The sequence below is a fragment of the Streptomyces sp. NPDC017991 genome (assembly GCF_044328075.1).
GTDB lineage: Bacteria > Actinomycetota > Actinomycetes > Streptomycetales > Streptomycetaceae > Streptomyces.
Map to the genome: position 1 here is coordinate 470,024 of NZ_JBIRGP010000008.1, position 23,038 is coordinate 493,061.

A 23,038-nucleotide genomic window follows, 5' to 3' on the forward strand; every position below is an offset into this window, starting at 1 on the left:
CAGAACGTCACGCGTGCAACATCACGCTCCCCCGAGCGCCCCAGCCGCCCCGGCAGTCCCGGCCGCCCGAGCACGACGGGCGACCGTCACGACACTCGCGCCGGCGGCACCGTCCCCGTACCGCCGGTCGCGGCGAGCACATGGTCGCGGAAGGCGCGCGGCCCGCGGCCGGTGAGCCGACGGACCGTGTCGGTGGTGCGGTCCTCGGCACCCCCCGCGTTCGAGCGGTCCATGCCGGCCAGCATCGCGGCGTACTCCAGCGGCATCGAAGCGCTCAGGTGGTCCCTCATCTCCTCGTAGGTCAGCGGCCGGTGAGCGACCGTACGCCCGGTCACCTCGGTGAGAACGGCCGCGACCTCGGTGTGACTCAGCGCCTGCGGACCGGTGATGACCAGGTCGGTGCCGGGGGCCCGCACATCGGTCAGCGCATGCGCGGCGACGGCCGCGATGTCCTCGGCGTCGACGAAGGCCACCCGGCCCTCGCCCGCCGCGGTCAGGATGACCCCCTCCTCGCGGACGCTTCGCGCGTGCATGTGGTCGCCGGTGAAGTTCTGCATGAACCATGAGGGCCGCAGCACCGCCCACTCGTCGAACAGCCCGGGCAGAGCCTGGTGCACCTGCCCGAGGGCCGGGCCTCCCGCGGGGATCGCCGAGGAACTGAGGAGCACCACCCGGCGTACTCCGGACGCACGCGCCTGCTCCAGGAAGGGCAGCATGACGTCCGCCGGGGTGGCGGAGTCCACAGGCGCGACAAGGTACACACGGTCCGCGCCGTCCAGCGCCTCCTCGTACGTCGCCGGGTCGTACCAGTCGAAGCGGACGGCCTCCGCGCCGTCGACAGGGGTGGCCCGGCGCCCGGCCGCCTTGACCCGGTGGCCCTCCCCGGCGAGGCGGGAGACCACGCGGCTGCCGGTCGTGCCCGTGGCGCCGAGCACGAGGACGGCCGCGGGGGCGGTCACGGCGCTCATCGGCCGCTCCGCGTGAAGTCGGTCGCGCTGCCCCGGGAGACGGCGAGGGGGTTCCAGTAGTCGCGGTAGTGCGTGATGAGTCCGCCGGCGACCGTCACCACGGCGATGTAGGTCATGTCGAACGGCTCCCCGGTCTCCACCACGCGTCCGACCCCGCGCATCTCCACCACGATCGTCCCGGAGTCACCGGTCTCGTGGATCCGCACGTAGGGAAACTCGTGCAGGTCGATGTGGTCGGGATAGTGGCGCATGTAGTCGGCGACGGCGGCCTTGCCCTCCAGCCGCTTCGGCCACCCGTCGGGGGCGAAGGGGAACTCAAGGACACCCCGGTCGTCCCAGAGACCGACCCAGGCCGGTATGTCCTTGTCGATCAGCATCCGCAGGTCCCGGCGGAACAGGTCCGACGGTTCCGCGGTCGCGGGTGGGGGTGTTGCGGTGGTGGTCCCGGTCGTGGCCATGGGGGCTCCTCCGATACTATGCGGACCAGCGGTCCGCTTAAGTTCGACTATACGGACCCGCGGTCCGTTTATGCAACCCGGCTTATACAACCCGTCCATGGCTCCCACGCGACCCACGGCCCCCCGGAGGAACCCGTGCCCGACCGCAAGCCCCGTGCGGACGCCGTCCGCAACCGGGAAGCCGTACTCGCGGCCGCCGACCGGCTCTTCGCCCGCAGCGACAGTCCCCAGCACGTGTCCATGGCCGACATCGCGGCCGAGGCGGGCGTCGGCAAGGGGACGCTCTTCCGCGGCTTCGGCGACCGCACCGGTCTGATCCGCGCGCTCCACGAGACCCGGCTGGAACCGATCCGCCAGGCCGTCGTGGACGGCCCGCGCCCCCTCGGACCCGGCACCCCGCCGGCCGAGCGCGCGCCCGCGCTGCTGGACGCCCTCCTGTGCTTCAAGCTCGACCACCGCCACCTCTCCCTGGCCCTGGAGGAGGCAGGCAGCGGCAGTCCCTACGGCGCCGGGCACTACGACTGGTGGCACGACACACTCCGCGGGGTCCTGGAGGACCTTCCCGGGTTCGGCGACGGGAACTTCGCCGCCCACGCACTGCTCGCCGCGGTCCGCGCCGACCTCGTCGACCATCTGGTCGACCGTCACGACGCCTCCCGTGAACAGCTCCGGGCGGAGCTGGCCGCCTTCACCGCGAAGCTCCTGAACGGCCCGTACCAGGACGTCCGTACAGCGCACGCCGGGTGAATATCACTGCACGCCCCTTGGCGCGCTCCTCCCCGTGGCCAACACTGAGCCGATGACGCAGCGCGTGGAACTGGCGACGGTGATGGACCGGCTCGCGGTCGACGAGGTGGTCACCGAGTACGCGGTGGCGGTCGACGACGGGGACTGGGAGGCGTACCGGCGGCTGTTCACGCCGGACGGGCGGGCGGACTACCGGTCCGCGGGCGGGGTCGAGGGCGACGCCGGGGAGATCGCCGCATGGCTCGCGCGGACCATGGAACTGTTCCCGATGCGGCAGCATCTGATCGTCAACCGGCGGGTGCGCTTCGGCCTGCTGGAGCAGGACAGCCGTGACACCGCCCGGGTCCAGGCCGACTACGTCAACCCGATGCGCCTCGCGGGACAGGACGGCGGCTCCACGGAGCCCGACTTCGTGTGCGGCGGCCGGTACGACTTCGGGCTGACGCGGACGGCCGAGGGCTGGCGGGTACGTGAGGTGGTCGTGCACGAGAAGTGGCGCCGGGCCCCGCAGCGCCGCCCGGAGCCGGCCGCCTCCTGATCCCGGACGGCCGTCCGGGCGGGGCCGGTGTGTTGATCGTTTCGGTGCCCGCACGCTGGACACACTGGAGTCACTGGATCCGATGACTCACCGAGTCACGCACCGTACTTCGAGGGGCCGCGGGAGGCGCTGGATGAACCTGTCCGCCACTGACTGGCACCGAGGTCCCGGCTCGCGAATCGGTTCGCGCCTCGGCTCTCCGTGGTGGCGCGGCGCGACGGCCGCGACGGCCGGTGCGCTGCCGATGCTGAGCTTCCCCGCGCCGTCCCTGTGGTGGTTCGCGTACGTGGCGCTGGTGCCGTGGATCCTGCTCGTGCGCTCGGCTCCGACGGGGCGGCGCGCGGCGTACGACGGCTGGCTCGGCGGGCTCGGCTTCATGCTGGCCGTGCACCACTGGCTGCTGCCGAGCCTGCATGTCTTCACCGTCGTGATAGCGGCACTGCTGGGCGCGCTGTGGGCCCCGTGGGGCTGGCTGGTGCACCGGTTCCTGGCCGGTACGCCCTCGCCGGGCCGCTCGGGAGCCGCCCTGTTCGTGCTGCCCTCCGGTTGGCTGATGGTCGAACTCGTCCGCTCCTGGGAGGGGTTGGGCGGTCCCTGGGGTCTGCTCGGGTCGAGCCAGTGGGACGTGGCGCCCGCGCTGCGGCTCGCCTCGGTCGGCGGGGTGTGGCTGCTGAGCTTCCTGCTCGTCGCCGTGAACGTGGCGGTCGCCGTGCTCGTCGCCGTCCGCTCCTCCCGTGTCCCGGCGGTCGCCGGGCTCGTCGCGACGGCCGCGATCGGCTCGGCGGTCTGGGTCTGGTCGCCCCGGCCGGAGGAGGCCGGCGAGCGGGCCCGGATCGCCGTCGTGCAGCCCGGCGTGATCAACGGCGTCGGCGGCCCGGAGAGGCGGTTCGCTCGCGAGGAGGCGCTCACCCGGAAGCTGGCCGGGCAGGGCGTCGACCTGGTCGTGTGGGGCGAGAGCAGTGTCGGTTTCGACCTCGCCGACCGTCCCGACCTGGCGGACCGGCTCGCCGCGCTCTCCCGCGAGGTCGACGCCGACATCATGGTCAACGTCGACGCGCGCCGGTCGGACCGGCCCGGCATCTACAAGAGTTCCGTGCTCGTGGGTCCGCAGGGCCCGACCGGTGACCGCTACGACAAGATGCGGCTCGTGCCCTTCGGCGAGTACGTTCCGGCGCGCTCGCTCCTCGGCTGGGCGACCTCTGTGGGCAAGGCGGCGGGCGAGGACCGTATGCGGGGCACCGAGCAGGTCGTGATGACCGTCGGCGACGGGCTGAAGGTGGGCCCGATGGTCTGCTTCGAGTCGGCGTTCCCCGACATCAGCCGGCATCTCGCGCGCGACGGCGCCGACGTGCTGCTCGCACAGTCGTCGACCTCGTCGTTCCAGAGCAGTTGGGCCCCCGAGCAGCACGCCTCGCTCGCGGCACTGCGCGCCGCCGAGACGGGCCGGCCGATGGTCCACGCGACGCTCACCGGCGTCTCGGCGGTCTACGGCCCGAGCGGTGAGCGCGTCGGCTCCTGGCTCGGCACCGACGCGAGCGCGTCCACCGTGTACGAGGTACCGCTGGCGCACGGCGTCACCCCGTACGCGCGCTTCGGCGAGTGGCCGGTGTATCTGGCCCTGCTGATCCTGGCCGCGCTGGGCGCCGCCGAGGGCGTACGGTCGCTGCGTATCAGGCGGTTCAGGCGCCTTGGGGCGAGCGCTCCGTCACCGCACGCACCACACGCTCGCACAGTTCGTGAGTCTCCAGCGCGTCCCGGGCACTGAGGACCTTGCCCGCGCGCACGGCGTCGAGGAAGGCGAGTACGGCCTGCTCGATGCCGCGCTGGCGGGCCACCGGCACCCAGTCGCCGCGCCGCCGGACCGTCGGCTGCCCCTTGTGGTCGACGATCTCGGAGAGGTTGACCACCTGACGCTTGGTGTCCTGCCCGGACACCTCCAGGATCTCCTCGGCGGAACCGCTCAGCCGGTTCATCACGCCGAGCGCCGTGAACCCGTCCCCGGCCAGCTGCAGTACGACGTGGTGCAGCAGTCCGTCCTCGACGCGGGCCCGCACGGTGACGTCGTCGACCGGTCCCGGCACCAGGAACCGCAGGGTGTCCACGACATGGATGAAGTCGTCGAGGATCATCGTGCGGGGCTGTTCCGGCAGGCCGACGCGATTCTTCTGCATCAGGATCAGCTCACGCGGGTGCTCGACGCACTGCGCGTATCCAGGTGCGTGCCGCCGGTTGAAACCGACGGCCAGGCTGGTGTTCCGCTCCTCCGCGAGCCTTACCAGGCGCTCGGAGTCGGCGAGTTCGTACGCGATCGGCTTGTCGACGTAGGTGGGGACGCCCGCTTCGAGCAGCCGGCCCACGATCTCGGGGTGGGCGTGCGTGGGCGCGTGCACGAACGCCGCGTCGAGGCCCTGCGCGAGCAGTCCGGCAAGGTCCGTGTGCCGCCGTCCGGTCGGCACGTGCAGGCTGTCGGCGACCCTGGTGAGGGTCGCGGGCGTCCGCGTGTGCAGATGCAGTTCGAGTCCCGGGCGGGTGGCGAGCACCGGCAGATACGCCTTCAGCGCGATGTCGCCGAGTCCGATGCAACCGACCTTCACAGGGATCTCCTCCGGGAAAACACGGGTCCGGGGCACGCTCACGCCCCCGTCGTCGGAAGCATACGGCGACGACGACGGCCGCCCCATGCCCAGGACGCTCGCACGAGCCGCAGCTCGGCGGGCAGCACGGCGTACGGCGGGGAGTCCGGAGGCCCTGGCGTGGGCGCGAAAACGGGTGGGCGGGGGCGTCCACGTCCGCGATGATGCGGTCATGACGATCGAACGCAAGGGACCCGCGACGGACGCCGGTGAGCGCGCCATGCTGGAGGGCTGGCTCGACTACCACCGGGAGACCCTCGCCTGGAAGTGCGAGGGTCTGGACGACTCCCAGCTCAGGACGGCCGCGGTGCCGCCCTCGGAGCTGTCCCTGCTCGGTCTCGTCCGGCACATGGCGGACGTGGAACGCAGCTGGTTCCGCAAGGTCCTGGTGGGCGACGACCCCGGGCCGATCCACTACAGCGACGAGGACCGGGACGGCGAGTTCCACCTCACCGAGGCGGACACCTGGAAGGAGGCGTACGCCACCTGGCAGGGCGAGATCGCGGTCGCCCGCCGCAACGCGGCACGTCTCGGCCTGGACGACCTGTCCGAGGGCCGGAGCAGGTTCACCGACAAGCCCTTCAACCTGCGGTGGATCTACACCCACATGATCGAGGAGTACGCGCGCCACAACGGCCACGCCGACCTGATCCGCGAGCGCCTCGACGGGGCGACCGGCGACTGAGAAGCCACCGGGGCTGCATCGGCCACCCGGCTTTCACCCGTGCGGGGTTTCACCCGTGCGGGGCACACTCCGCTTTTCGGCTCCCCACGTCACGGCGGACCCAGCAGAGTTGCGCGGGTGCATCGAACCGCGACCACCGCAACGCTTCTGGTCACCGTGGCCGTCTCGGCGGTCTCAGCCGTCTCGGGCTGTGTGACCGTCCAGCGGACGCCTTCGCCCGCCCCGCCGTCCGCCCCTCCCCCGGTGTCGGAGCCGCGCCCGGACGGCAGGGCCGAGCAGCGGGTCGTACAGGCCCCGGCCCGCGAGGCCCTGGAACTCATCGGCCCGTCCCGCCGCCCTTCGGCACCCGCGTCCGCGCCGGCCCGTACGCCCTCGGCGGGACCCGCGGGTCCCGCCGGCGTCCCGGCGGACCGTCCTCGGCACGCCCCCGCCGAACCGCCCCGGCGCCCGGAGCCCCGGCGGCCCGAACACCGGGCCGTACCGCGACTGCCCGCGTCCGTGCCGTCGACGGGCACGGACGTGTGCGCCCTGGGCCGGACGTACGGCGGCTGGCGGGCGGACAGCCAGCAGGCGGCCATCTGCCAGGACATGTACGGCCGTTGACGTCTTCGGCTCCGGTGGTGTCCGGACGGGTCCGGGGGTGTCCTAGGACTCCCGGCGCGGCGGTCCCAGCGTCTCGCCCCCCGGCCCTCCCGACCCTCCTGGGCCTCTCCCCTGCCCGGGCCTCCTCGGTGTGGGTTCGGGTGCGCCGTCCGGGCCCTCCCGGTCCAGCCTCGACTCCAGGCGGCCGATGCCGGCCCGGACCCCGTCTCCGTAGGCGTCGTCGCCGAGGACGCCCACGCCGGCCCGCGCCGCTCCGAGGTGGCCCCGGGCGGCCTCGGAGCGGCCGAGCTTCACGTAGTCCGCGGCGAGGTTCAGATGCAGTGACGGGTAAAAGGCGCGTACCGCGAGGGACTGATGGTGCTCCGGGTGCTCCGCGACCGGCCCGTCCGGGAGGTCGCCCGTGAGGTCGCCTGTGAGCTCGTCCGCCGCCGACAAGGCCCGGAGGTCCCAGGCGAGTTCGTCCGCGGGGTCGTCCTGCGTGTCGGCCATGTAGTGCGCGAGAGTGCAGCGGTGGAGCGCGTCGCCCTCCTCGCCGATCTCCGCCCACAGGTCCAGGAAGCGGCTCCGGGCCTCCTCACGGTCGCCGCCGTGGAGGAGCATGATGACCTGCCCGATCCTGGTCATCATCGCGTCCGCCGCCGCCTGCTCCTGCTGCTCCGCCACCGCGTCGCCCTCCACCCGCTCGTCCGCCGGCGGACGCGCCCGCGCCTGCCGTTGCCGCCTCTCCCCGACGCTAACGGCAGGCGCTGACAATCGAGCTGAGGCGGCCCCGTACGCCGCTGGACCGGTGTGGTGACGCCCGGGTCGACCCGCCGCGACCCGCCGCGATCCGATCCGGCCAGGGATGCCACACCTCGGCCGGGCCGGCCCCGCTCACCCCCGGCCAGAGCCGACCCTCTCTGTCCCCACGCGGGGCTCCCCCCCACCCAGGGTTGCAACTGTTCCGCCGCGAGACGGCCCCATCCGCCCCGTCCGCCCAGCCCGCGCTGCTTGCCCCCGTCGCGCGTCGGGGCTGTCCTGATCCCTCCCCGGACGACCCCGCGACGGGCCGGAAGACCCGACCCGGCCGGACGCGGATCGCTCCGGGCCGGCCCAGGCCTCCCGGACGGACCGGCTCAGGTCGAAGCGGGCCGTCCCGCCCGGGCAGGCCCGCCCCGTCAGCCGAGGTTTGGGATGCGCCAGTCGATCGGCGCGTGGCCCTGCTTCGCGATCGCCTCGTCGATCTGGGTGAAGGGGCGCGAGCCGAAGAACTTCTTCGCGGACAGCGGCGAGGGATGCGCGCCCTTGACGACGATGTGCCGCTCCTCGTCGATCAGCGGGAGCTTCTTCTGCGCGTAGTTGCCCCACAGGACGAACACCGCCGGGTCGGGCCGGTCGGCCACGGCCCGGATCACCGCGTCAGTGAACTTCTCCCAGCCCTTGCCCTTGTGCGAGTTGGCCTCTCCGGAGCGGACCGTCAGCACCGCGTTGAGCAGCAGGACGCCCTGCTCGGCCCACGGCATCAGATAGCCGTTGTCCGGCACCGGGTGGCCGAGTTCCTCCTTCATCTCCTTGTAGATGTTGCGCAAGGAGGGCGGTGTCCGCACACCGGGCCGGACCGAGAAGCACAGGCCGTGGCCCTGACCCTCACCGTGGTACGGGTCCTGGCCGAGGACGAGCACCTTCACACGGTCGTAAGGAGTCGCGTCGAGTGCGGCGAAGACCTCGTCGCGCGGCGGGAAGACGGGTCCCTTCCCACGCTCCTCCTCGACGAACTCGGTGAGCTCCTTGAAGTAGGGCTTCTGCAGCTCTTCGCCCAGGACGCCGCGCCAGGAATCGGGCAGCATGGCGGTGTCGGTCACGTGAACTTCCTTACAGGTGCGGTTGTTTCCGGTCCTCAGAACCTACCGCCGCCCACTGACAATCGGCCGGGCTGTCGGCCGACTCCGCCGCCACCGACCGGCCCCGCGCCCGCTACCAGCTGGTCTTGCGGGACAGCTCCCACACCATCATGATCGTCGACGGGTCGATGGAACGCTCGACGCCGGAGATCTCCTCGCTCGCGGCGATGTACTGCTTGCCCTGCCACAGGGGCAGCAGCCGCGCGTCGTCCACAAGGATGTCCTGGGCCTTCTCGAACTGCTCGACGACGTCCCCGCGGTCGCTCCGGCGGCGCGACTCCGGCAGCAGCACGTCAGTGATCTCGGGCGACTTGTACGGCGTACCGAGCGCGTTCTGTTCGCCCACGAACGGGGCGATGAAGTTCTCGGCGTCGGGGAAGTCGGGGAACCAGCCACGGCCGAACACGGGGTACTCGCCCTTGCGGTAACCGGCCTCGTACGTCTTCCAGGGGCGGCCCTTGACGGTGACGCTGAACAGGCCGGTCTCGTTCAGCTGCCGCCTCAGCTCCTCGAACTCGGGCTTGGTCGTGGAGCCGTACCGGTCCGTCGTGTACCAGAGGGTGAGCGGTACGCGTTCGGAGATGCCCGCCTCCAGGAGGATCTGCCGGGCCTTGGAGGTGCTGGGGCTGCCGTAGTCGTCGAAGAAGCCGGTGGTGTGGCCGGCCAGTCCGCTCGGGACCATGGAGTACAGCGGCTCGACGGTGTCCTTGTAGACGCCGTGGGCGATGGCCGGCCGGTCGACGACCTGCGCGACGGCCTTGCGGACCGCCGCCTTCCTGGCCCACGGGTCCTTGGGGTTGAAGACGAGGTAGCGGATCTCCGTGCCCGCGCTCTCCACCAGCTGGATCTCGTCCTTGCCGCGCCGGTCCTCAAGGGCGACGACGTCCTCGGCGGCGAGTCCGCGGAGGGTGGCGTCGATCTTCTGCCCCTTCAGTGCGCCCACCATCTCGTCCGAGTCCTGGAAGTACCGGATGGTGACGGCGCTGTTCTTGCGGTCGGCGGAGCCCTTGTAGTTGTCGTTGCGGACGAGCCGGGCCTCCTGCCCCTCCTCGTACGACTCCAGGCCGTACGGTCCCGACCCGGTGACCTCGCCGTCCTCGCGCAGGGCGTCGGCCGGGTACTCCTCGGGGTCGACGATCGACATGGCGGGTGTGGCGAGCACGAAGGGGAAGGTGGCGTCCGGCTTGTTGAGGCGGAAGACGACCTCGCGGTCACCCTTCGTCTCGACCCGCTCCAGACTGCCGAGCAGGCCCCCCGGGCCGCCGTCCACGGCGATCTTCCGGATGCGGTCGATGGAGTGCTTCACGGCCTCGGCGTCGAGACCGTGCCCGTCGGAGAAGGACATTCCCTCGCGCAGCTTGCAGCTGTACGTGCGGTTCGAGTCGTCGGTGAAGCGGCAGCTCTCGGCGGCGTCCGGCTCGGGCGCGGACGCTCCGGCCGGGTAGCTGAGGAGGGTCTGGTAGATGTTGCGGAACAGCTCCCACGACCCGTCCCAGGACGCGGCGGGGTCGAGGGTGCTGGGTGCGCTGGTCGTGCCCACGACGATCGGGCCCTCGCCGTCGGACGTGTCCGAGGAGAACACTCCGCATCCCGTGACCAGGGACAGGGAGGTGATGGACGCGATCAGCGACAAGTGCCGCAGAGACCGGTTCCGCTTCAACACGCGCACGCTCCTCGATGAGCCCCGCCAAGGTGGGCAGGACCATATCGCAGTGCCCCGCCCGTCAATCGGCTCTGACGGCGGGGCACTTGACGTGCACGAACATCATTTGTTCGATTTTTTTCGGCTCTGCGGCTCTTGTTTGGAATCTGTGCGGAACATATCCACTTTCCGCATGAATTTTCCGTGTGGAAATCCCGTGTACGACGCAGGGTTTAAAACACCGGATTTATTGTCGGCACCGGTCAGGACACGCCCGCGTTGAGGAAGATCCCGCCGTCGACCACGAGCGTCTGCCCGGTGATCCAGTCCGACTGCTCCGAGGTGAGGAAGGCCGCGGCACCCCCGATGTCGGAGGGCACCCCCAGCCTGCCGAGCGGATAGGCCGCGGCGGCCTCCTCCTCGCGACCCTCGTACAGGGCCTGCGCGAACTTGGTCTTGACCACGGCCGGCGCGATCGAGTTGACCCGCACCAGCGGCGCGAACTCGTGTGCCAGCTGGAGGGACAGGTTGATCATCGCGGCCTTGCTCATGCCGTACGCGCCGATGAACGGCGAGGCCGAGACGCCCGCGAGCGAGGCGATGTTGACGATCGCGCCGCCGTTCGCGCTCTGCCACGCCTTCCACGTCTGCTGGGCGAAGCCGAGCGCGGAGACGACGTTGGTCTCGAACACCTTCCGCGCCACGTTGAGGTCGAGGTCGGCGATCGGCCCGAACACCGGGTTCGTACCGGCGTTGTTGACCAGGAAGTCGACCCGGCCGAACGCTTCCATGGTGCGCTCCACGGCGACGGCCTGGTGGGCCTCGTCGTGGGCCTTGCCCGCGACACCGATGACGCGGTCGGCGCCGAGCTGCTCGACGGCCTCCTTGAGCGCGTCCTCGTTGCGGCCGGTGATGCACACCCGGTCGCCGCGGGCGAGCAGCGCCTGCGCGACGCCGTAGCCGATACCGCGGCTGGCGCCGGTGACGAGGGCGACCTTGCCCGAGAGTTCCACAGTGGTCATGTCCCTGTCCCCAGTCCTAGTTGAGCGGTCCGCCGGCCACGTACAGCACCTGGCCGGAGACGAATCCGGCGGCGTCGCCCGTGAAGAAGGCGATCGCGTTGGCGATGTCGTCCGGGTTGCCCACGCGCTGGACGGGGATCTGAGTGGCGGCGGCGGCCTGGAACTCCTCGAAGCCCATACCGACCCGCTCGGCGGTCGCGGCGGTCATGTCCGTCACGATGAAGCCGGGCGCGACGGCGTTCGCGGTGACGCCGAACTTGCCCAGCTCGAACGCGAGGGTCTTGGTGAAGCCCTGCAGACCGGCCTTGGCCGCGGAGTAGTTGACCTGGCCGCGGTTGCCGAGCGCCGAGGACGAGGAGAGGTTGACGACCCGGCCGAACTTGGCCTCCACCATGTACTTCTGGACGGCCCGCGTCATCAGGAAGGAGCCGCGCAGGTGCACGTTCAGGACCGTGTCCCAGTCGGACACGCTCATCTTGAACAGCAGGTTGTCGCGGAGCACGCCCGCGTTGTTCACCAGGATCGTCGGCGCCCCGAGCTCCTGGGCGACCCGCGCCACGGCGGCCTCGACCTGCGCCTCGTCGGAGACGTCGGCGCCCACCGCGATCGCCTTGCCGCCGGCGGCGGTGATCTTCTCCACGGTGTCCTTGCACGCGGCCTCGTCGAGGTCGATCACCGCGACGGCACGGCCCTCGGCGGCCAGTCGTACGGCGGTCGCGGCGCCGATACCGCGCGCGGCACCGGTGACTACGGCGACGCGCTGCTCAGTGGTGGACATTGCTGGTTCTCCTCGCCCTGGGGGAAGCCCTTGAAAGACCGGACCTGCGGCTCTCACGGTACGCCCCACTGGTGAGCGACCGCTTAGTACCTTCAGCAGACGAGACGCTAGAAGCCTTGGCACCCAGTGTCAACGGCAAGCCGCGCCCATGTGATCCATTACCCGGCCAGGAGGTGACCCGTCCCCCGGCGGAAAGGTGATCCTCTACCTGACGAGCAGGTCGAGCAGACGTGCCGTCTCGGCCTCGGGATCGGCGGTGAGACCGGTGTGGACGGGCCCCGGCTGCACGACCGTCGAGCGGGGCGCGATCAGCCAGCGGAACCGCCGTCCGGCGTCGTCGCCCGCGGCCTGCCCGGCCGCCGCACCCCCGGCGCAGACCCCCTCGACGGCCCGCAGCGCGGCCCGCACGCCCGGCGCGTCCGCCGCCGGGTCGAGCGCGAGCAGCTTGGTCTCGTCGAGGTGGGTGCGGGCGGCCACGAAGGAGTGCGCGCGGCAGTACACGAGCACTCCCGCGTTGATGTACTCCCCCCGCTCGACGCGCGGCACGACACGCAGCACCGCGTACTCGTAGACCACACGGTCGACGACGTCGACAACACGGCCGTCCCGGCCGTCGCGCTCGCTCACTTCGTGCCCTTCCGGATGCCGATGTCACTGGTGTCGCCCTGGAGGCGGATGCGCTCGTGGATCGTGGCGGCGCGGGCGAGGAGCGGCTGCGCGTACGCCTGCCGGAGCGCGTCGGCCGAGTCGAAGCCCGGCTCGTCCTTCAGCCACTCCTCGGGGATCGCGGCGGTCACGTCGGCGAGCAGTTCCGCCGTGACACGCGGCCCCAACTCCGCGGCGGCGGCCGGGATGTCGGGGCCGAAGGGAGCGAGGGCGTGGTCGGTCGCGTCGTACGGCTTGGCCGCCGAGGCCTGTGCGCCCGGCCAGTTGTGGTGCCAGATCATGGTGGCGCCGTGGTCGATGAGCCACAGATCGCCGTCCCGGAACAGCATGTTGGGGTTGCGCCACGACCGGTCGACGTTGTTGACCAGCGCGTCGAACCAGACGACCTTGCCGGCTTCCTGCGGGCTCACCTCGTGCGCGAGGGAGTCGAATCCGATCGCCCGGGAGAGGAAGTCCATCCCGAGGTTCAGTCCGCCGCTCGACTTGAGCAACTCCTGCACCTGCTGGTCGGGTTCGCCGAGTCCGACGACCGGATCGAGCCCGATCGTGACGAGTCCCGGTACGCGCAGGCCCAGGCGCCGGGCGAGTTCACCGCAGACGACCTCCGCGACGAGGGTCTTGCGTCCCTGTCCGGCGCCGGTGAACTTCATGACGTACGTGCCGAGATCGTCGGCCTCGACGAGTCCCGGCAGCGAGCCGCCCTCACGCAGGGGCGTGATGTAGCGGGTCGCGGTGACTTCTGTCAGCATTTCCCCAGGCTATAGGGGCTGCGACGAACGCCCTCCGGAGGCTCCCCGAAGGCTGCGCCCAGGGTGGACGGCATGCCCGGGCCAGCCGGGTCCGAGGGAGGCAGGACGGTCCGGGTCGACCCCGACGCCGAGGCGCCCTGTCCGCTCCGGCGGAGGATACGTAGCGGGTCTCGCCGACTTCCTTGAGCATCGCCCTCGTTATCGGGCGTTCCGTCCGCCCACACGACGTTCCTCGTCCGTCGCCAGAGCCCGACCGCATCAACTCGGATACCCTCATCCGTCCTCCCGAAGGGAACACCCGTGCCCGTGACCACCGAAGACCTGCCCCTGCAGTTCGCCCGTACGAAGCGTTTCTCCCTCGGTGTACCGCGCGGTTTCACCGTCTCGCCCGACGGCGACCGTGTCCTCTTCCTGCGCACCGCGAGCGGCCGCTCCACGACGAGCCTGCTCTGGCTGTACGAGAACGGCGAGGAACGGACACTCGCCGACCCGCGCGCCCTCGACGACGGCGGTGAGGTCCCGGAGGCCGAGCGGATCCGCCGCGAACGGGCCCGCGAGACCGGCGCCGGAATCGTCTCGTACGCCACCGACGCGGCCGTCCGCCTGGTCGCGTTCGCCCTCGCGGGCGCCCTGTGGACCGTACACACCGACGAGCGCGGTTCCCGCCGGATCCCCACGGCGGGCCCGGTCGTCGCCCCGCGCCCCAGTCCCGACGGCACCCACATCGCGTACGTGAGCGGGGGCACCCTGTGTGTCGTACGCGCCGACGGCACCGGTGACCGCGCACTGGCCGAGCCGGAGGGCCCCGAGGTCACCTATGGGCTCTCCGACCATGTGTCGGCCGAGTCGCTGGAGCGTGCGCGGTCCTTCTGGTGGTCACCGGACGGGGACGCGCTGCTGGTGGTGCGGGTCGACAACTCGCCGGTCCAGCAGTGGTACATCGGCGACCCGGCGCACCCCGGGCGTCCCCCGCGCGCGATCCGGTACCCGGCCGCGGGCACCGCCAACGCGCTGCTCTCCCTGCACCTCGTGGACCTCGACGGCGGTCGCGTCGACGTCGACCTTCCCGAGGAGGCCGTGTCGCATCCGGGCGGGGAGTGGACCGACCCGGCCTTCGAGTACGTCGCGCAGGCGGACTGGAGCGCGGCCGGCCCCCTTGCCGTCGTACAGACCCGGGACCAGCGTTCGGCGTACGCGCTGAGCATCGATCCGGCGAACGGTGCGACCAGGACGCTGCACCACCTGACGGACACCGCCTGGCTTGAGTTCGTGCCCGGGACCCCCGCCTCCACCGCGGCGGCCGGTCTCGTCCTCACCACCCAGGAGGGGACGCGCGGGCTGCTGATGACCGGAACCGGGATCCGTACACCGGAGGGCATGTACGTCCACGAACTGCTCGGCACGGCGGGCGACCGGCTGTACTTCATGGCCGCCGAGGAACCGACCGAGGCGCACGTCTGGTCGTACGACCCGGAGAACGGCTTCGTCCGACTGACCGACGAGCCGGGCGTGCACCGCGCCGCCGTCGGAGGCGGCACCGTCGTGCTGGACAGCTCGACGCTCGACGGGCAGACGGTGACCGTGCTGCGGGACAGCGTCCCGGCCGGGCGGATCCAGGTGCTGGCCGAGCGGCCCGTGATCCGGCCGCGCCCTCGCTTTCTGACCCTCGGCGAACGCGGACTGCGTGCGGCGCTGTATCTGCCGACGCCGTACGAATCGGTCTCCTACGAGTCGGTCTCCTATGAGTTGGCATCGTCGGAGCGGGCATCGTCGGAGTCGGGCCCCGGCCGTCTCCCCGTGATCGTGCACTCGTACTCCGGGCCGGGCGGGCAGACGGTCGTGCAGGCGACCAGATGGCACCACGCCGTCAACCAGTGGTTCGCCGATCAGGGTTTCGCGGTGCTGTCGGTCGACGGACGCGGCACTCCGGGGCGCGACCGGGCCTGGGAGACGGCCATCCACGGTGACCAGTTGACGCCGGTGATCGAGGACCAGGCCGACGCCGTACGCGCGGCGGCGGAGCTCTTCCCGGAACTGGACACGAGCCGGGTCGCCATCCGCGGCTGGTCCTTCGGCGGCTATCTCGCGGCGGGTGCCGTACTGCACCGGCCCGATGTGTTCCACGCGGCCGTCGCGGGCGCGGCGCCGACCGACCTGCGGCTGTACGACACCCACTGGAAGGAGCGGTACCTGGGGCATCCGGACGTACAGCCGGGTCCCTACGACCGCTGCTCACTGGTGGCGCACGCCCATAAACTCACGCGCCCCTTGATGCTCGTCCATGGGATGGCCGACGACAATGTGTTCCCGGCACACATGTTGCGGTTCTCGGCGGCCCTGCTGGCGGCGGGCCGGCCGCACACCGTGCTCCCCTTGGCAGGCGCGACCCATCTGGTGGCACAGGAAGGCGTGATAGACACCCTGCTCCGAATGGATCTCGATTTCATCAAGAAGTCGCTGGATCTCCGGACCGCCTGAACCATGCGGGTGACGTGCCCGTACCCCTAAGCGGATGGACGCACATCCACGCAAACGTACAACTATGCATGTGCACACTTGTACATCTGCTCACCTGCACATCTGTGGAAGGGACCGCCACTATGTCCAGCGAATCGCTTCAGCCCGCTCCGGCACTCTGTCGTCGCACCGTCCTGGCAGCGTTGGGCGGGGCCGGGCTGGCCGCCGCGCTGACCGCCTGCGGGGGCTCCGACGACACGTCGTCCGACTCCTCCTCGAACTCCCCCTCCGGCGCGTCGACCGGATCCGCCGGCGGTGCGGCGTTCGCCAAGACCACCGACATCCCCGAGGGCGGCGGGAAGGTCTTCGCCGACCAGTCCGTGGTCGTCACCCAGCCGACGCCGGGCGAGTTCAAGGCCTTCTCGACGGTGTGCCCGCACCAGCAGCAGCGCGTGAACAGCGTGGACAACGGCGTCATCACCTGCCCCGCCCACGGCAGCCAGTTCAGCGTCACGGACGGCGCCGTCAAGAAGGGGCCCGCGACCAGCGGACTGACCGCCGCCGACATCAAGGTGAGCGGGGACTCGATCACGCTCGCCTGACCCGGCGGGGCCGATCGAAGCAGGCCAGCACGTCGTCCGTGGTGGTGATGGTGGCCACCAGGGCGAGCGTGTTGCGGATCATCGCGGGGGTGTAGTCCGAGGGCACACCCGCGATGGCGTCCCCGGGGACCACGGCGGTGTAGCCGCGGTTCACGGCGTCGAACACCGTGTTGGGTACGGCCACATTGGCGGAGACGCCGGTCACGACGAGCGTGCGGCAGCCGAGGTTGCGCAGCAGCGCGTCGACGTCGGTGCCCGCGAGGGGCGACAGGCCGTGCAGACGGCGTACGACGAGGTCCTCCGCGGCGACCTCCACGGGCGGCGCGACCCGGACCGCCGCACTGCCGGCCAGTTGCCGCACCGGCAGGCGTTCGGCCGCGCGGAACAGGCGGGCGTTGTGGTTCGCGCCGCGGCCGTCCGGGCGGCGCTCGGCGATCGCGTGCATCACCTGTACGCCGCTCTCGTGGGCCGCAGCCACCAGACGCGCGACCCGGTCCAGCACCCCCGACGAACGGGCCTCCAGGGCGAGTTCCGGCAGCGCGCTGTCCGGGCCGACGACACCCCGCTGGCATTCGACGGTCAGCAGCACCGTGGTCGCGGGATCGAGGAGTTCGCTGAGCGCTTCGTACGACGGCATGGCTTCCCCTGTCGCGGACGGTCTTCTCGGTCCGCCCGAACCGGGTCGGTTCGACCGGCGGTGGCGGGCGAGCGTAGCCACCATTGCGTACGGGTGGAAGACGACCCATGCTTTGCTGACGCGGCATCAGACACCGCGTAGGAGATGCCGTAGCAGTCGGAGAAGAGGGAGCTATATGGCCGTCACCCAGCGCCGGGGACGAAGGATCATGATGACGCCGGAGGAGCTGGACGAGTTCCTGACCATCCAGCGCACGTGCCGCGTCGCGACCGTCTCCGCGGACGGCGCCCCGCATGTCAGCACGCTCTGGTTCGTCTGGGACGGCAAGTCCCTCTGGCTGTACTCGATCACTCGCAGCAAGCGATGGGCCGACCTGCGCCGCGATCCGCGGGTGGCCGTGGTCGTCGACTCGGGCGAGGAGTACGACCAGTTGCGGGGCGTCGAGGTGTCGGGCTCGGTCGAGTTCGTCGGCGAGGTGCCGCGCACGGGCGAGCCCTGCCCCGAACTCGACGCCGTGGAGCGGTTGTTCGCCCGCAAGAACTTCGGCCTGGACGAGATGCCGCACGACGGCAGACATGCCTGGATGCGGCTGACGCCCGAGGCGACGGCCTCGTGGGACTTCCGCAAACTCGCCGCTCTGTGACAGCACGCCGGGACGCCGTGCCGTGCCGTGCCGTGCCGTGCCGGAAAGGGCGACGCCGAAGACGGCTGAGCGGGTGAGCGGGTGAGCGGGTGAGCGGGAGGACCGTGTCACCCGTGCGCCGACCCCGCCGTCCGCAGCGCGTCAGCCACCGCTCTGATCGACGGGCGGCGGTCGGCGTCCGCCCGCCACACCGCGTGGACATGTCTGGTGACCCGGTGCCGCACCGGGACCGTCCGCACCCCCGCCGGCACCGGACCGCGCCCGAGTCTGGGCGCGACACAGACACCCAGCCCCGCCGCGACCAGCGCGAGCTGGGTGTGGTGCTCCTCCGCGCGGTGGGCGATCACCGGCTCGATCCCCTTGCCCCGCAAGGTGAAGAGCAGCCACTCATGGCAGAACTCGCCCTCCTCCCAGGCGATCCACTCGTCGTCGGCGAAGTCCTCCAGGTCCACCTCGGAGCGATCGGCGTGGCGGTGATCCGCGGGCATCGCCACATCGGCGGGGTCGTCGAGGAGCGAGACCTTGACCAGCCCCTCGGGCATGGGCAACGGCTTGTTGTACCAGTCGAGGACGACCGCCAGATCGATGTCGCCGCGCAGCACCCCGGCCACCCCGTCCTCCGGCTCCAGTTCGCGTGAGCGGACGCGCAGTCCGGGATGCTCGGCCCGCAACGCGGCCAGGGCCGCGGGGAACAGCCCGCGCGCCGCCGTGGGGAACGCGGACAGCCGCAACTCCCCCACCACCTGCCCGCGCTGCGCCTCCAGATCGGACTGGGCTAGCTCGACCTGGGACAGGATCCGGGCGGCATGGTCGGCGAGCAGCCGCCCGGCGTCGGTGAGGCGCACCCCCCGACCGTTCTTGGCGAGCAGTTGCTGTCCCACTTCCCGCTCCAGCTTGGACATCTGCTGGGAGACCGCCGAGGTCGTCACATGCAGCCCGTCGGCCGCACCGCCGACCGAGCCGTGGCGGGCGAGGGCGTCGAGAGTGCGCAGCCGCTCCAGATTCAACATGTAAGCAATGCTACGCGATACCGGAAGAAAAGTCTCGCTTGTTCTACGAGATCGTTTCCGTCATCGTGAGAGGCATGAGCGCCCCGACCGAGCCCCGCACGCCTCTCTCGACCGCATCCGTCAGATCCGCGGCACCCGCCGTGCCCGCCGTGCCCAACGACTCTTCGACCCCGCCGGGCCCCGGACTGGGTGCGGCCCCGCTCGGAGGCGCCGCGCCCCGGCCCCGCCCCGCTCTCGACTGGCGCCTGCGCTTCGGCGCCCTCTCCCTCGTCTGGGGTTTCAGCTTCCTTCTCATCAAGGTGGGCACGGACGGCTACGCCCCGTTCCAGGTGACGTTCGGCCGACTGCTCTTCGGGACGCTGGTGCTCGCCGCGGCGATGGCCTGGAAGCGCGAGCGTCTGCCGCGCGGGGTGCGCACCTGGGGACATCTGGCGGTGGCGGCCCTCCTCCTCAACGCCCTGCCGTTCTCGCTGTTCGCGTACTCCGAACTGACGATCCCGTCCACCCTGGCGGGCATCTGCAACGCGACCTCACCCCTGTGGGGCATGGCACTGTCGATGGTCGCCCTCTCCGAGGACCGGCCGACCCGCCGTCGCGTGGCGGGCCTCGGCATCGGATTCCTCGGCGTCCTGACGGTGCTCGGAGCCTGGCAGGGCTTCCACGGCCTGGACGCCGCGGGCACCACGATGGCGCTGCTGGCCTCGCTCAGCTACCCGATCGGCTGGATCTACGTCCGTCGCACGCTGGCCGGCTCCAGCCACTCCAACCTGTCGCTGACCGGCGCCCAGTTGTTCCTCGCGACGGCTCAACTGGCGGTCGTCACGCCGCTGTTCACCACGATGCCGACCCGCTTCGCGCTCGTACCGCTGCTCGCGGTGATCGCCCTGGGCGCCCTGGGCACGGGCTTCGCCGTCCTCGTCCAGTACGGCCTGGTCTCCGAGGTCGGCCCGACCACGGCCCAGATGGTCACGTACTTCATCCCGGTCATCGCCACCGCCGCGGGCGTCGCGATCCTGGGCGAATCACTGACCTGGTCGACACCGGTGGGTGCCGCCGTCGTACTGGCGGGCGCGGCACTCACCCAGTCGAGACCGAAACCGTGACCGACTCGGGAGCGGGCCCCCGGAACCTCCGGTCCTCAAGCGCCGGGCGGGCTGAAGATCCGCGGACCGTGCGCGAACCGGCCCGTCCGGCGCTTGAGGACGAGCGCGCAAGCGCGACAGGGGGCGAGAGGACGCAGCCCCCACGCGGTGACTGCGCCGACTGCGCCGACGGCGGTCAGACGTAACTCAGACGTAACGTCGTGCCGGCGCCGACCCCACCGCCACAGCGACCGCGTCCGCCACCACCCCCACCTCGTCCGGGGCGAGCGTCGAGACGGTGATCCGCAGCCCCGGCGGCGCGTTCATGCGAAAGCGCGCCCCCGCCGCCACGGCCCACCCGGAGTGCAGCAGCCGCGCGACGGCCCCGGTCTCGTCCGGGACGGGCACCCACACGTTCATTCCGCTGCGCCCCTGCGCCTCGACGCCCCGCTCCGCGAGCTCGCCGATCAGCGCGTCACGGCGGAGCCGGTACGCCGACGCCACGGCCGCGGTGTCCACGGCACCGCTCGACCACAGCCGCACCACGGCCCGTTGCAGCAGCCGGCTGACCCAGCCCGGCCCCAGCCGCTGGCGCCCCTGCACCCGGTCCATGGTGACCGGGTCGCCGGTCAGCACGGCCAGCCGCAGATCGGGCCCGTAGGCCTTGGCGACCGAGCGGGTGAAGGCCCAGTGCCGCGTCACTCCGGCCAGCGGATGCAGGGGCAGGTCGACGATCCGGTGCCCGTGGTCGTCCTCGACGAGCAGGGTCTCCGGGAACCGCTCCAGCACGGCCCGCAGGGCACGCGCGCGCGTGGCGCTCACCGCGGCGCCGGTCGGGTTCTGCGCGCGGTCGGTGACGACCAGTGCCCGCGCGCCGCCCTCCAGAGCGGCCCGTACGGCGTCGGGCAGCGGCCCCTCGGTGTCGACACGGACGGGCACGGCCCGCAGCCCGAGGGCCGGGACGAGGTCGAGCACGCTGTGCCAGCCGGGATCCTCCACCGCGACCGCGTCCCCCGGCCTCAGATGCGCGGCCAGGACCCGCTCGATGCCGTCGAGCGATCCCGAGGCGACCACGACCGGCCCGTCCGGCACCCCGTCCGCGTCCAGGTCGGCGCGGGCGAGCCGGGCCAGTTCCGGGTCCACGGAAGCCTCTCCGTAGAGCGTCGGTACGCGGTCCGCGAGCTCCGCGGCTGCCGCGAACGCCTCGCGGAGAGAGGGCAGCAGAGCGGGGTCCGGATTGCCGTCCGACAGGTTCCGTACGCCGGGCGGGACGTCCAGCCGGGACAGCTCCCGGGCGGTCGTCACCGGCTTGGAGCGCACACGGCTGCCGCGCCGGCCGGCGGTCTCGATGACTCCGCGTTCGCGCAGTGTGCGGTAGGCCGCCGCGACGGTATTGGGATTCACCTCAAGCCGGGACGCCAACTCCCGCATCGGCGGCAGCAGTTGGCCGGGCTCCAGCTCCCCCGAACCCACCGCACGCTCGACACTGGCCGCAATCTCGGCTGCGCGCCTGCCCTCGATCCGATACTCTTCTAGCACAAAGCAGAGTATGCACTAGTGCAATGCGCGATGCAAGGTTAACGCGATGTACGGGAGTGTCCTGGGGCAGGTGTCCGTGGACACACCGCGTCCCGGCGAGTCGCCTCGCACACCTCGCACCCGGCGCACACCTGCGAGCACCGACGACGCCCACCTGGAGAGCCCCATGACGGAGACGGCCGCCCCGCGCCCCGCCACCTACACCCCGACCGACCGCACGGTCCCCACCCGCTCCCGGGAGCGCGCCGCGTACGACCACGAGATGGTGCACGCGATCCTCGACGAGGGGTACGTCTGCCACCTCGGGTTCGTCCGCGACGGGGCGCCCGTCGTGCTGCCCACGCTGTACGGACGGGTGGGCGAGCGGCTCTACGTGCACGGCTCGACCGGTTCGCGCCCGCTGCGGATGGCGGGGCAGGCCGACCCGGGTCTGCCTGTCTGCCTCACGGTCACCCACGTGGACGGGCTCGTGCTGGCCCGCTCGGCCTTCCACCACTCGATCAACTACCGGTCGGTGGTGGTGCACGGCGTGGCCCACCAGGTGACGGACCCGGAAGAGAAGCGGCAGGCCCTGGACGCGCTGGTCGACCACGTGGTGCCCGGCCGCTCGTACGACTCCCGGGCCGCTAACGCCAAGGAGCTGGCCGCCACCTCCGTACTGCGACTCGACCTCGACGAGGTCTCGGCCAAGCTGCGCACCGGCGGCCCGAACGACGAGCCCGAGGATCTCGGCCTGCCCCACTGGACCGGAGTCCTCCCCGTGCGTACGACCTACGGAGCCCCCGTACCCGCCGACGACCTGGCTCCGGGCATCGAGGTCCCGGACTACCTGACGACCCTCTGATGCTCGTACATCCCTGGGACGCGCCCCACGACGACTCCGAGTGGCAACAGTGGCTGGCCGTCCACGACTTCGGGCAGCTCGCGGTGAACGGCCTCCCCGGTGATCCACCGCACGTCCAGCCGCTCCACTTCGTCCACGAGCCCGACCGCGGCGAGGTGCTCGCCCATCTGGCCCGGCCGAACCCGCTGTGGCCCGCCCTCCTGGCCGACCCGGTCGTGACCCTGAGCGTGGTCGACGACTACGTGTACGTCCCCGGCCCCTGGCAGGCACCGCCCGGTACCCCGTCCGAGCACGGCACCCCGACGAGTTTCTACGCGGCGGTCCAGCTCCGCTGCACCGCGCGGGTGGTGGACGACCCCGCCGAGAAGGCCGAGCTGCTCAACCGCCAGGTCGGCCACTTCCAACCGGAAGGCGGTTCCGCCAGGGCTGCCGCCGGAGAGGACCCGTACGGCCGCCTGCTGCCCGGAATTCGAGGCCTCCGACTCGAAGTGACCGGCGTCCGGGCGAAATTCAAGTACGCGAATCACCGTACGGAGGAAGTCCAGGACCGGGTCGCCGCCGAACTGTCCGCGAGGGGCGGCCCCCGGGACGCGGCGGCGCGAGAGCAACTGATGAGACGGCGCCGGTCCTGACACCGGTTCGGGTATCGGGTATCCCTCGCGTTCGACCGTGCCGTGTGGGCCCTACAGGGGTGGGCCCACACGCTGGTCACAGCGCCTCCGGACAGCCCGCGGCCGGGGAGGGCCGCACGGCACGGCCTCTAGGGCCTGTCTGACAATTCCCGCCTGCCTCGCGACGCCATGCACGCACTCTCGCCGCACCGGACACAGAGCCAAGTACGTCCAGTACGAGGCC

Annotated in this window: 24 protein-coding genes; 11 read left to right on the top strand and 13 right to left on the bottom strand. The window is 71.5% G+C overall.

Annotated elements, in window-relative coordinates; translation table 11 throughout:
* Window positions 1-86: 86 nt before the first annotated feature.
* Window positions 87-968 carry an NAD(P)H-binding protein gene (locus ACH4DZ_RS25155; protein ID WP_398289561.1) on the bottom strand — a complete coding sequence of 294 codons (882 nt, stop codon included), beginning with the start codon at window positions 966-968 and terminating at the stop codon, window positions 87-89.
* Entirely contained in the window at window positions 965-1,426 is a 462-nt protein-coding gene (locus tag ACH4DZ_RS25160; protein WP_398289562.1) for a nuclear transport factor 2 family protein, read from the bottom strand. Before ACH4DZ_RS25160 ends, ACH4DZ_RS25155 begins: the two co-directional genes overlap by 4 nt.
* A 135-nt stretch (window positions 1,427-1,561) precedes the next feature.
* On the opposite strand from ACH4DZ_RS25160, the gene ACH4DZ_RS25165 reads away from it, so the two are divergent.
* The 3 genes from ACH4DZ_RS25165 (at window position 1,562) to lnt (ending at window position 4,476) form a co-directional block, all read left to right on the top strand.
* On the top strand, window positions 1,562-2,173 hold the full coding sequence (locus ACH4DZ_RS25165; protein WP_398289563.1) for a TetR/AcrR family transcriptional regulator: 612 nt from the start codon (window positions 1,562-1,564) through the stop codon (window positions 2,171-2,173).
* A gap of 52 nt (window positions 2,174-2,225) precedes the next feature.
* Window positions 2,226-2,711: a nuclear transport factor 2 family protein gene (locus ACH4DZ_RS25170; RefSeq protein WP_398289564.1), complete on the top strand. Its 486-nt coding sequence runs from the start codon at window positions 2,226-2,228 to the stop codon at window positions 2,709-2,711.
* 133 nt (window positions 2,712-2,844) lie between these two features.
* The gene (gene lnt, locus ACH4DZ_RS25175) at window positions 2,845-4,476 is read left to right on the top strand and encodes an apolipoprotein N-acyltransferase (protein WP_398289565.1); all 1,632 of its coding nucleotides are present in this window, start codon (window positions 2,845-2,847) and stop codon (window positions 4,474-4,476) included.
* Here the strand turns inward: lnt and ACH4DZ_RS25180 are convergent.
* Entirely contained in the window at window positions 4,391-5,305 is a 915-nt protein-coding gene (locus ACH4DZ_RS25180) for a Gfo/Idh/MocA family protein (RefSeq protein ID WP_398289566.1), read from the bottom strand. The genes lnt and ACH4DZ_RS25180 overlap by 86 nt on opposite strands.
* A gap of 211 nt (window positions 5,306-5,516) precedes the next feature.
* Between ACH4DZ_RS25180 and ACH4DZ_RS25185 the strand changes: the two genes are divergently transcribed.
* Complete coding sequence (locus tag ACH4DZ_RS25185) at window positions 5,517-6,029, top strand: DinB family protein (protein ID WP_398289567.1); 513 nt, start codon at window positions 5,517-5,519, stop codon at window positions 6,027-6,029.
* Window positions 6,030-6,146: 117 nt separating this feature from the next.
* Window positions 6,147-6,632, top strand: a complete 486-nt coding sequence (locus ACH4DZ_RS25190; protein WP_398289568.1) for a hypothetical protein — start codon at window positions 6,147-6,149, stop codon at window positions 6,630-6,632.
* Window positions 6,633-6,674: 42 nt separating this feature from the next.
* Here ACH4DZ_RS25190 and ACH4DZ_RS25195 read toward each other — a convergent pair whose 3' ends face one another.
* The 7 genes from ACH4DZ_RS25195 to ACH4DZ_RS25225 form a co-directional block, all read right to left on the bottom strand.
* Complete coding sequence (locus tag ACH4DZ_RS25195; RefSeq protein WP_398289569.1) at window positions 6,675-7,295, bottom strand: hypothetical protein; 621 nt, start codon at window positions 7,293-7,295, stop codon at window positions 6,675-6,677.
* Window positions 7,296-7,789: 494 nt separating this feature from the next.
* Window positions 7,790-8,473 carry a uracil-DNA glycosylase gene (gene ung / locus ACH4DZ_RS25200; protein WP_398289570.1) on the bottom strand — a complete coding sequence of 228 codons (684 nt, stop codon included), beginning with the start codon at window positions 8,471-8,473 and terminating at the stop codon, window positions 7,790-7,792.
* A gap of 112 nt (window positions 8,474-8,585) precedes the next feature.
* A complete protein-coding gene (locus tag ACH4DZ_RS25205; RefSeq protein ID WP_398289571.1) occupies window positions 8,586-10,175 on the bottom strand; it encodes an ABC transporter substrate-binding protein in 1,590 nt (529 codons plus the stop codon).
* A gap of 242 nt (window positions 10,176-10,417) precedes the next feature.
* Window positions 10,418-11,176 carry an SDR family oxidoreductase gene (locus ACH4DZ_RS25210; protein ID WP_385837527.1) on the bottom strand — a complete coding sequence of 253 codons (759 nt, stop codon included), beginning with the start codon at window positions 11,174-11,176 and terminating at the stop codon, window positions 10,418-10,420.
* Between the two features lie 16 nt (window positions 11,177-11,192).
* Entirely contained in the window at window positions 11,193-11,954 is a 762-nt protein-coding gene (gene fabG, locus ACH4DZ_RS25215) for a 3-oxoacyl-ACP reductase FabG (protein WP_387321723.1), read from the bottom strand.
* A 204-nt stretch (window positions 11,955-12,158) separates the two neighbouring features.
* Complete coding sequence (locus ACH4DZ_RS25220) at window positions 12,159-12,581, bottom strand: DUF3037 domain-containing protein (RefSeq protein ID WP_398289572.1); 423 nt, start codon at window positions 12,579-12,581, stop codon at window positions 12,159-12,161.
* The gene (locus tag ACH4DZ_RS25225; RefSeq protein WP_398289573.1) at window positions 12,578-13,369 is read right to left on the bottom strand and encodes a HipA family kinase; all 792 of its coding nucleotides are present in this window, start codon (window positions 13,367-13,369) and stop codon (window positions 12,578-12,580) included. Before ACH4DZ_RS25225 ends, ACH4DZ_RS25220 begins: the two co-directional genes overlap by 4 nt.
* Before the next feature lie 306 nt (window positions 13,370-13,675).
* Here ACH4DZ_RS25225 and ACH4DZ_RS25230 point away from each other — a divergent pair, with 306 nt between their 5' ends.
* Both ACH4DZ_RS25230 and ACH4DZ_RS25235 read left to right on the top strand, forming a co-directional pair.
* Window positions 13,676-15,847 (top strand): prolyl oligopeptidase family serine peptidase, encoded by a 2,172-nt coding sequence (locus ACH4DZ_RS25230; protein ID WP_398289574.1) that lies wholly within the window; start codon window positions 13,676-13,678, stop codon window positions 15,845-15,847.
* 122 nt (window positions 15,848-15,969) lie between these two features.
* A complete protein-coding gene (locus ACH4DZ_RS25235; RefSeq protein ID WP_398289575.1) occupies window positions 15,970-16,428 on the top strand; it encodes a Rieske (2Fe-2S) protein in 459 nt (152 codons plus the stop codon).
* On the opposite strand, the gene ACH4DZ_RS25240 is transcribed toward ACH4DZ_RS25235, so the two are convergent.
* Entirely contained in the window at window positions 16,415-17,065 is a 651-nt protein-coding gene (locus tag ACH4DZ_RS25240; RefSeq protein ID WP_398289576.1) for a cysteine hydrolase, read from the bottom strand. The two genes, ACH4DZ_RS25235 and ACH4DZ_RS25240, sit on opposite strands and share 14 nt — an antisense overlap.
* Before the next feature lie 175 nt (window positions 17,066-17,240).
* Between ACH4DZ_RS25240 and ACH4DZ_RS25245 the strand changes: the two genes are divergently transcribed.
* Entirely contained in the window at window positions 17,241-17,708 is a 468-nt protein-coding gene (locus ACH4DZ_RS25245; RefSeq protein WP_398289577.1) for a pyridoxamine 5'-phosphate oxidase family protein, read from the top strand.
* 107 nt (window positions 17,709-17,815) lie between these two features.
* Here the strand turns inward: ACH4DZ_RS25245 and ACH4DZ_RS25250 are convergent, their stop codons facing one another.
* Window positions 17,816-18,718, bottom strand: a complete 903-nt coding sequence (locus ACH4DZ_RS25250) for a LysR family transcriptional regulator (protein WP_398289578.1) — start codon at window positions 18,716-18,718, stop codon at window positions 17,816-17,818.
* Window positions 18,719-18,756: 38 nt separating this feature from the next.
* Here ACH4DZ_RS25250 and ACH4DZ_RS25255 point away from each other — a divergent pair, with 38 nt between their 5' ends.
* Window positions 18,757-19,821, top strand: coding sequence for a DMT family transporter (locus ACH4DZ_RS25255; protein WP_398289579.1), 1,065 nt, complete (start codon window positions 18,757-18,759; stop codon window positions 19,819-19,821).
* 186 nt (window positions 19,822-20,007) lie between these two features.
* On the opposite strand, the gene ACH4DZ_RS25260 is transcribed toward ACH4DZ_RS25255, so the two are convergent.
* Window positions 20,008-21,339, bottom strand: coding sequence for an aminotransferase class I/II-fold pyridoxal phosphate-dependent enzyme (locus ACH4DZ_RS25260; protein ID WP_398289580.1), 1,332 nt, complete (start codon window positions 21,337-21,339; stop codon window positions 20,008-20,010).
* A 166-nt stretch (window positions 21,340-21,505) separates the two neighbouring features.
* On the opposite strand from ACH4DZ_RS25260, the gene ACH4DZ_RS25265 reads away from it, so the two are divergent.
* Together ACH4DZ_RS25265 and ACH4DZ_RS25270 are read left to right on the top strand one after the other, a co-directional pair.
* Window positions 21,506-22,183, top strand: a complete 678-nt coding sequence (locus tag ACH4DZ_RS25265) for a pyridoxamine 5'-phosphate oxidase family protein (protein ID WP_398289595.1) — start codon at window positions 21,506-21,508, stop codon at window positions 22,181-22,183.
* Window positions 22,183-22,815 carry an FMN-binding negative transcriptional regulator gene (locus ACH4DZ_RS25270; protein ID WP_398289581.1) on the top strand — a complete coding sequence of 211 codons (633 nt, stop codon included), beginning with the start codon at window positions 22,183-22,185 and terminating at the stop codon, window positions 22,813-22,815. Before ACH4DZ_RS25265 ends, ACH4DZ_RS25270 begins: the two co-directional genes overlap by 1 nt.
* Window positions 22,816-23,038: the final 223 nt, after the last annotated feature.

Coding starts and splice junctions, on each gene's coding strand:
- ACH4DZ_RS25170 (WP_398289564.1), top strand. CDS start 2,226: ATGACGCAGCGCGTGGAACTGGCGACGGTGATGGACCGGCTCGCGGTC.
- lnt (WP_398289565.1), top strand. CDS start 2,845: ATGAACCTGTCCGCCACTGACTGGCACCGAGGTCCCGGCTCGCGAATC.
- ACH4DZ_RS25225 (WP_398289573.1), bottom strand. CDS start 13,369: ATGCTGACAGAAGTCACCGCGACCCGCTACATCACGCCCCTGCGTGAG.
- ACH4DZ_RS25235 (WP_398289575.1), top strand. CDS start 15,970: ATGTCCAGCGAATCGCTTCAGCCCGCTCCGGCACTCTGTCGTCGCACC.
- ACH4DZ_RS25245 (WP_398289577.1), top strand. CDS start 17,241: ATGGCCGTCACCCAGCGCCGGGGACGAAGGATCATGATGACGCCGGAG.
- ACH4DZ_RS25210 (WP_385837527.1), bottom strand. CDS start 11,176: ATGACCACTGTGGAACTCTCGGGCAAGGTCGCCCTCGTCACCGGCGCC.
- ACH4DZ_RS25155 (WP_398289561.1), bottom strand. CDS start 968: ATGAGCGCCGTGACCGCCCCCGCGGCCGTCCTCGTGCTCGGCGCCACG.
- ACH4DZ_RS25265 (WP_398289595.1), top strand. CDS start 21,506: ATGACGGAGACGGCCGCCCCGCGCCCCGCCACCTACACCCCGACCGAC.
- ACH4DZ_RS25240 (WP_398289576.1), bottom strand. CDS start 17,065: ATGCCGTCGTACGAAGCGCTCAGCGAACTCCTCGATCCCGCGACCACG.
- ACH4DZ_RS25160 (WP_398289562.1), bottom strand. CDS start 1,426: ATGGCCACGACCGGGACCACCACCGCAACACCCCCACCCGCGACCGCG.
- ACH4DZ_RS25270 (WP_398289581.1), top strand. CDS start 22,183: ATGCTCGTACATCCCTGGGACGCGCCCCACGACGACTCCGAGTGGCAA.
- ACH4DZ_RS25185 (WP_398289567.1), top strand. CDS start 5,517: ATGACGATCGAACGCAAGGGACCCGCGACGGACGCCGGTGAGCGCGCC.
- fabG (WP_387321723.1), bottom strand. CDS start 11,954: ATGTCCACCACTGAGCAGCGCGTCGCCGTAGTCACCGGTGCCGCGCGC.
- ACH4DZ_RS25250 (WP_398289578.1), bottom strand. CDS start 18,718: ATGTTGAATCTGGAGCGGCTGCGCACTCTCGACGCCCTCGCCCGCCAC.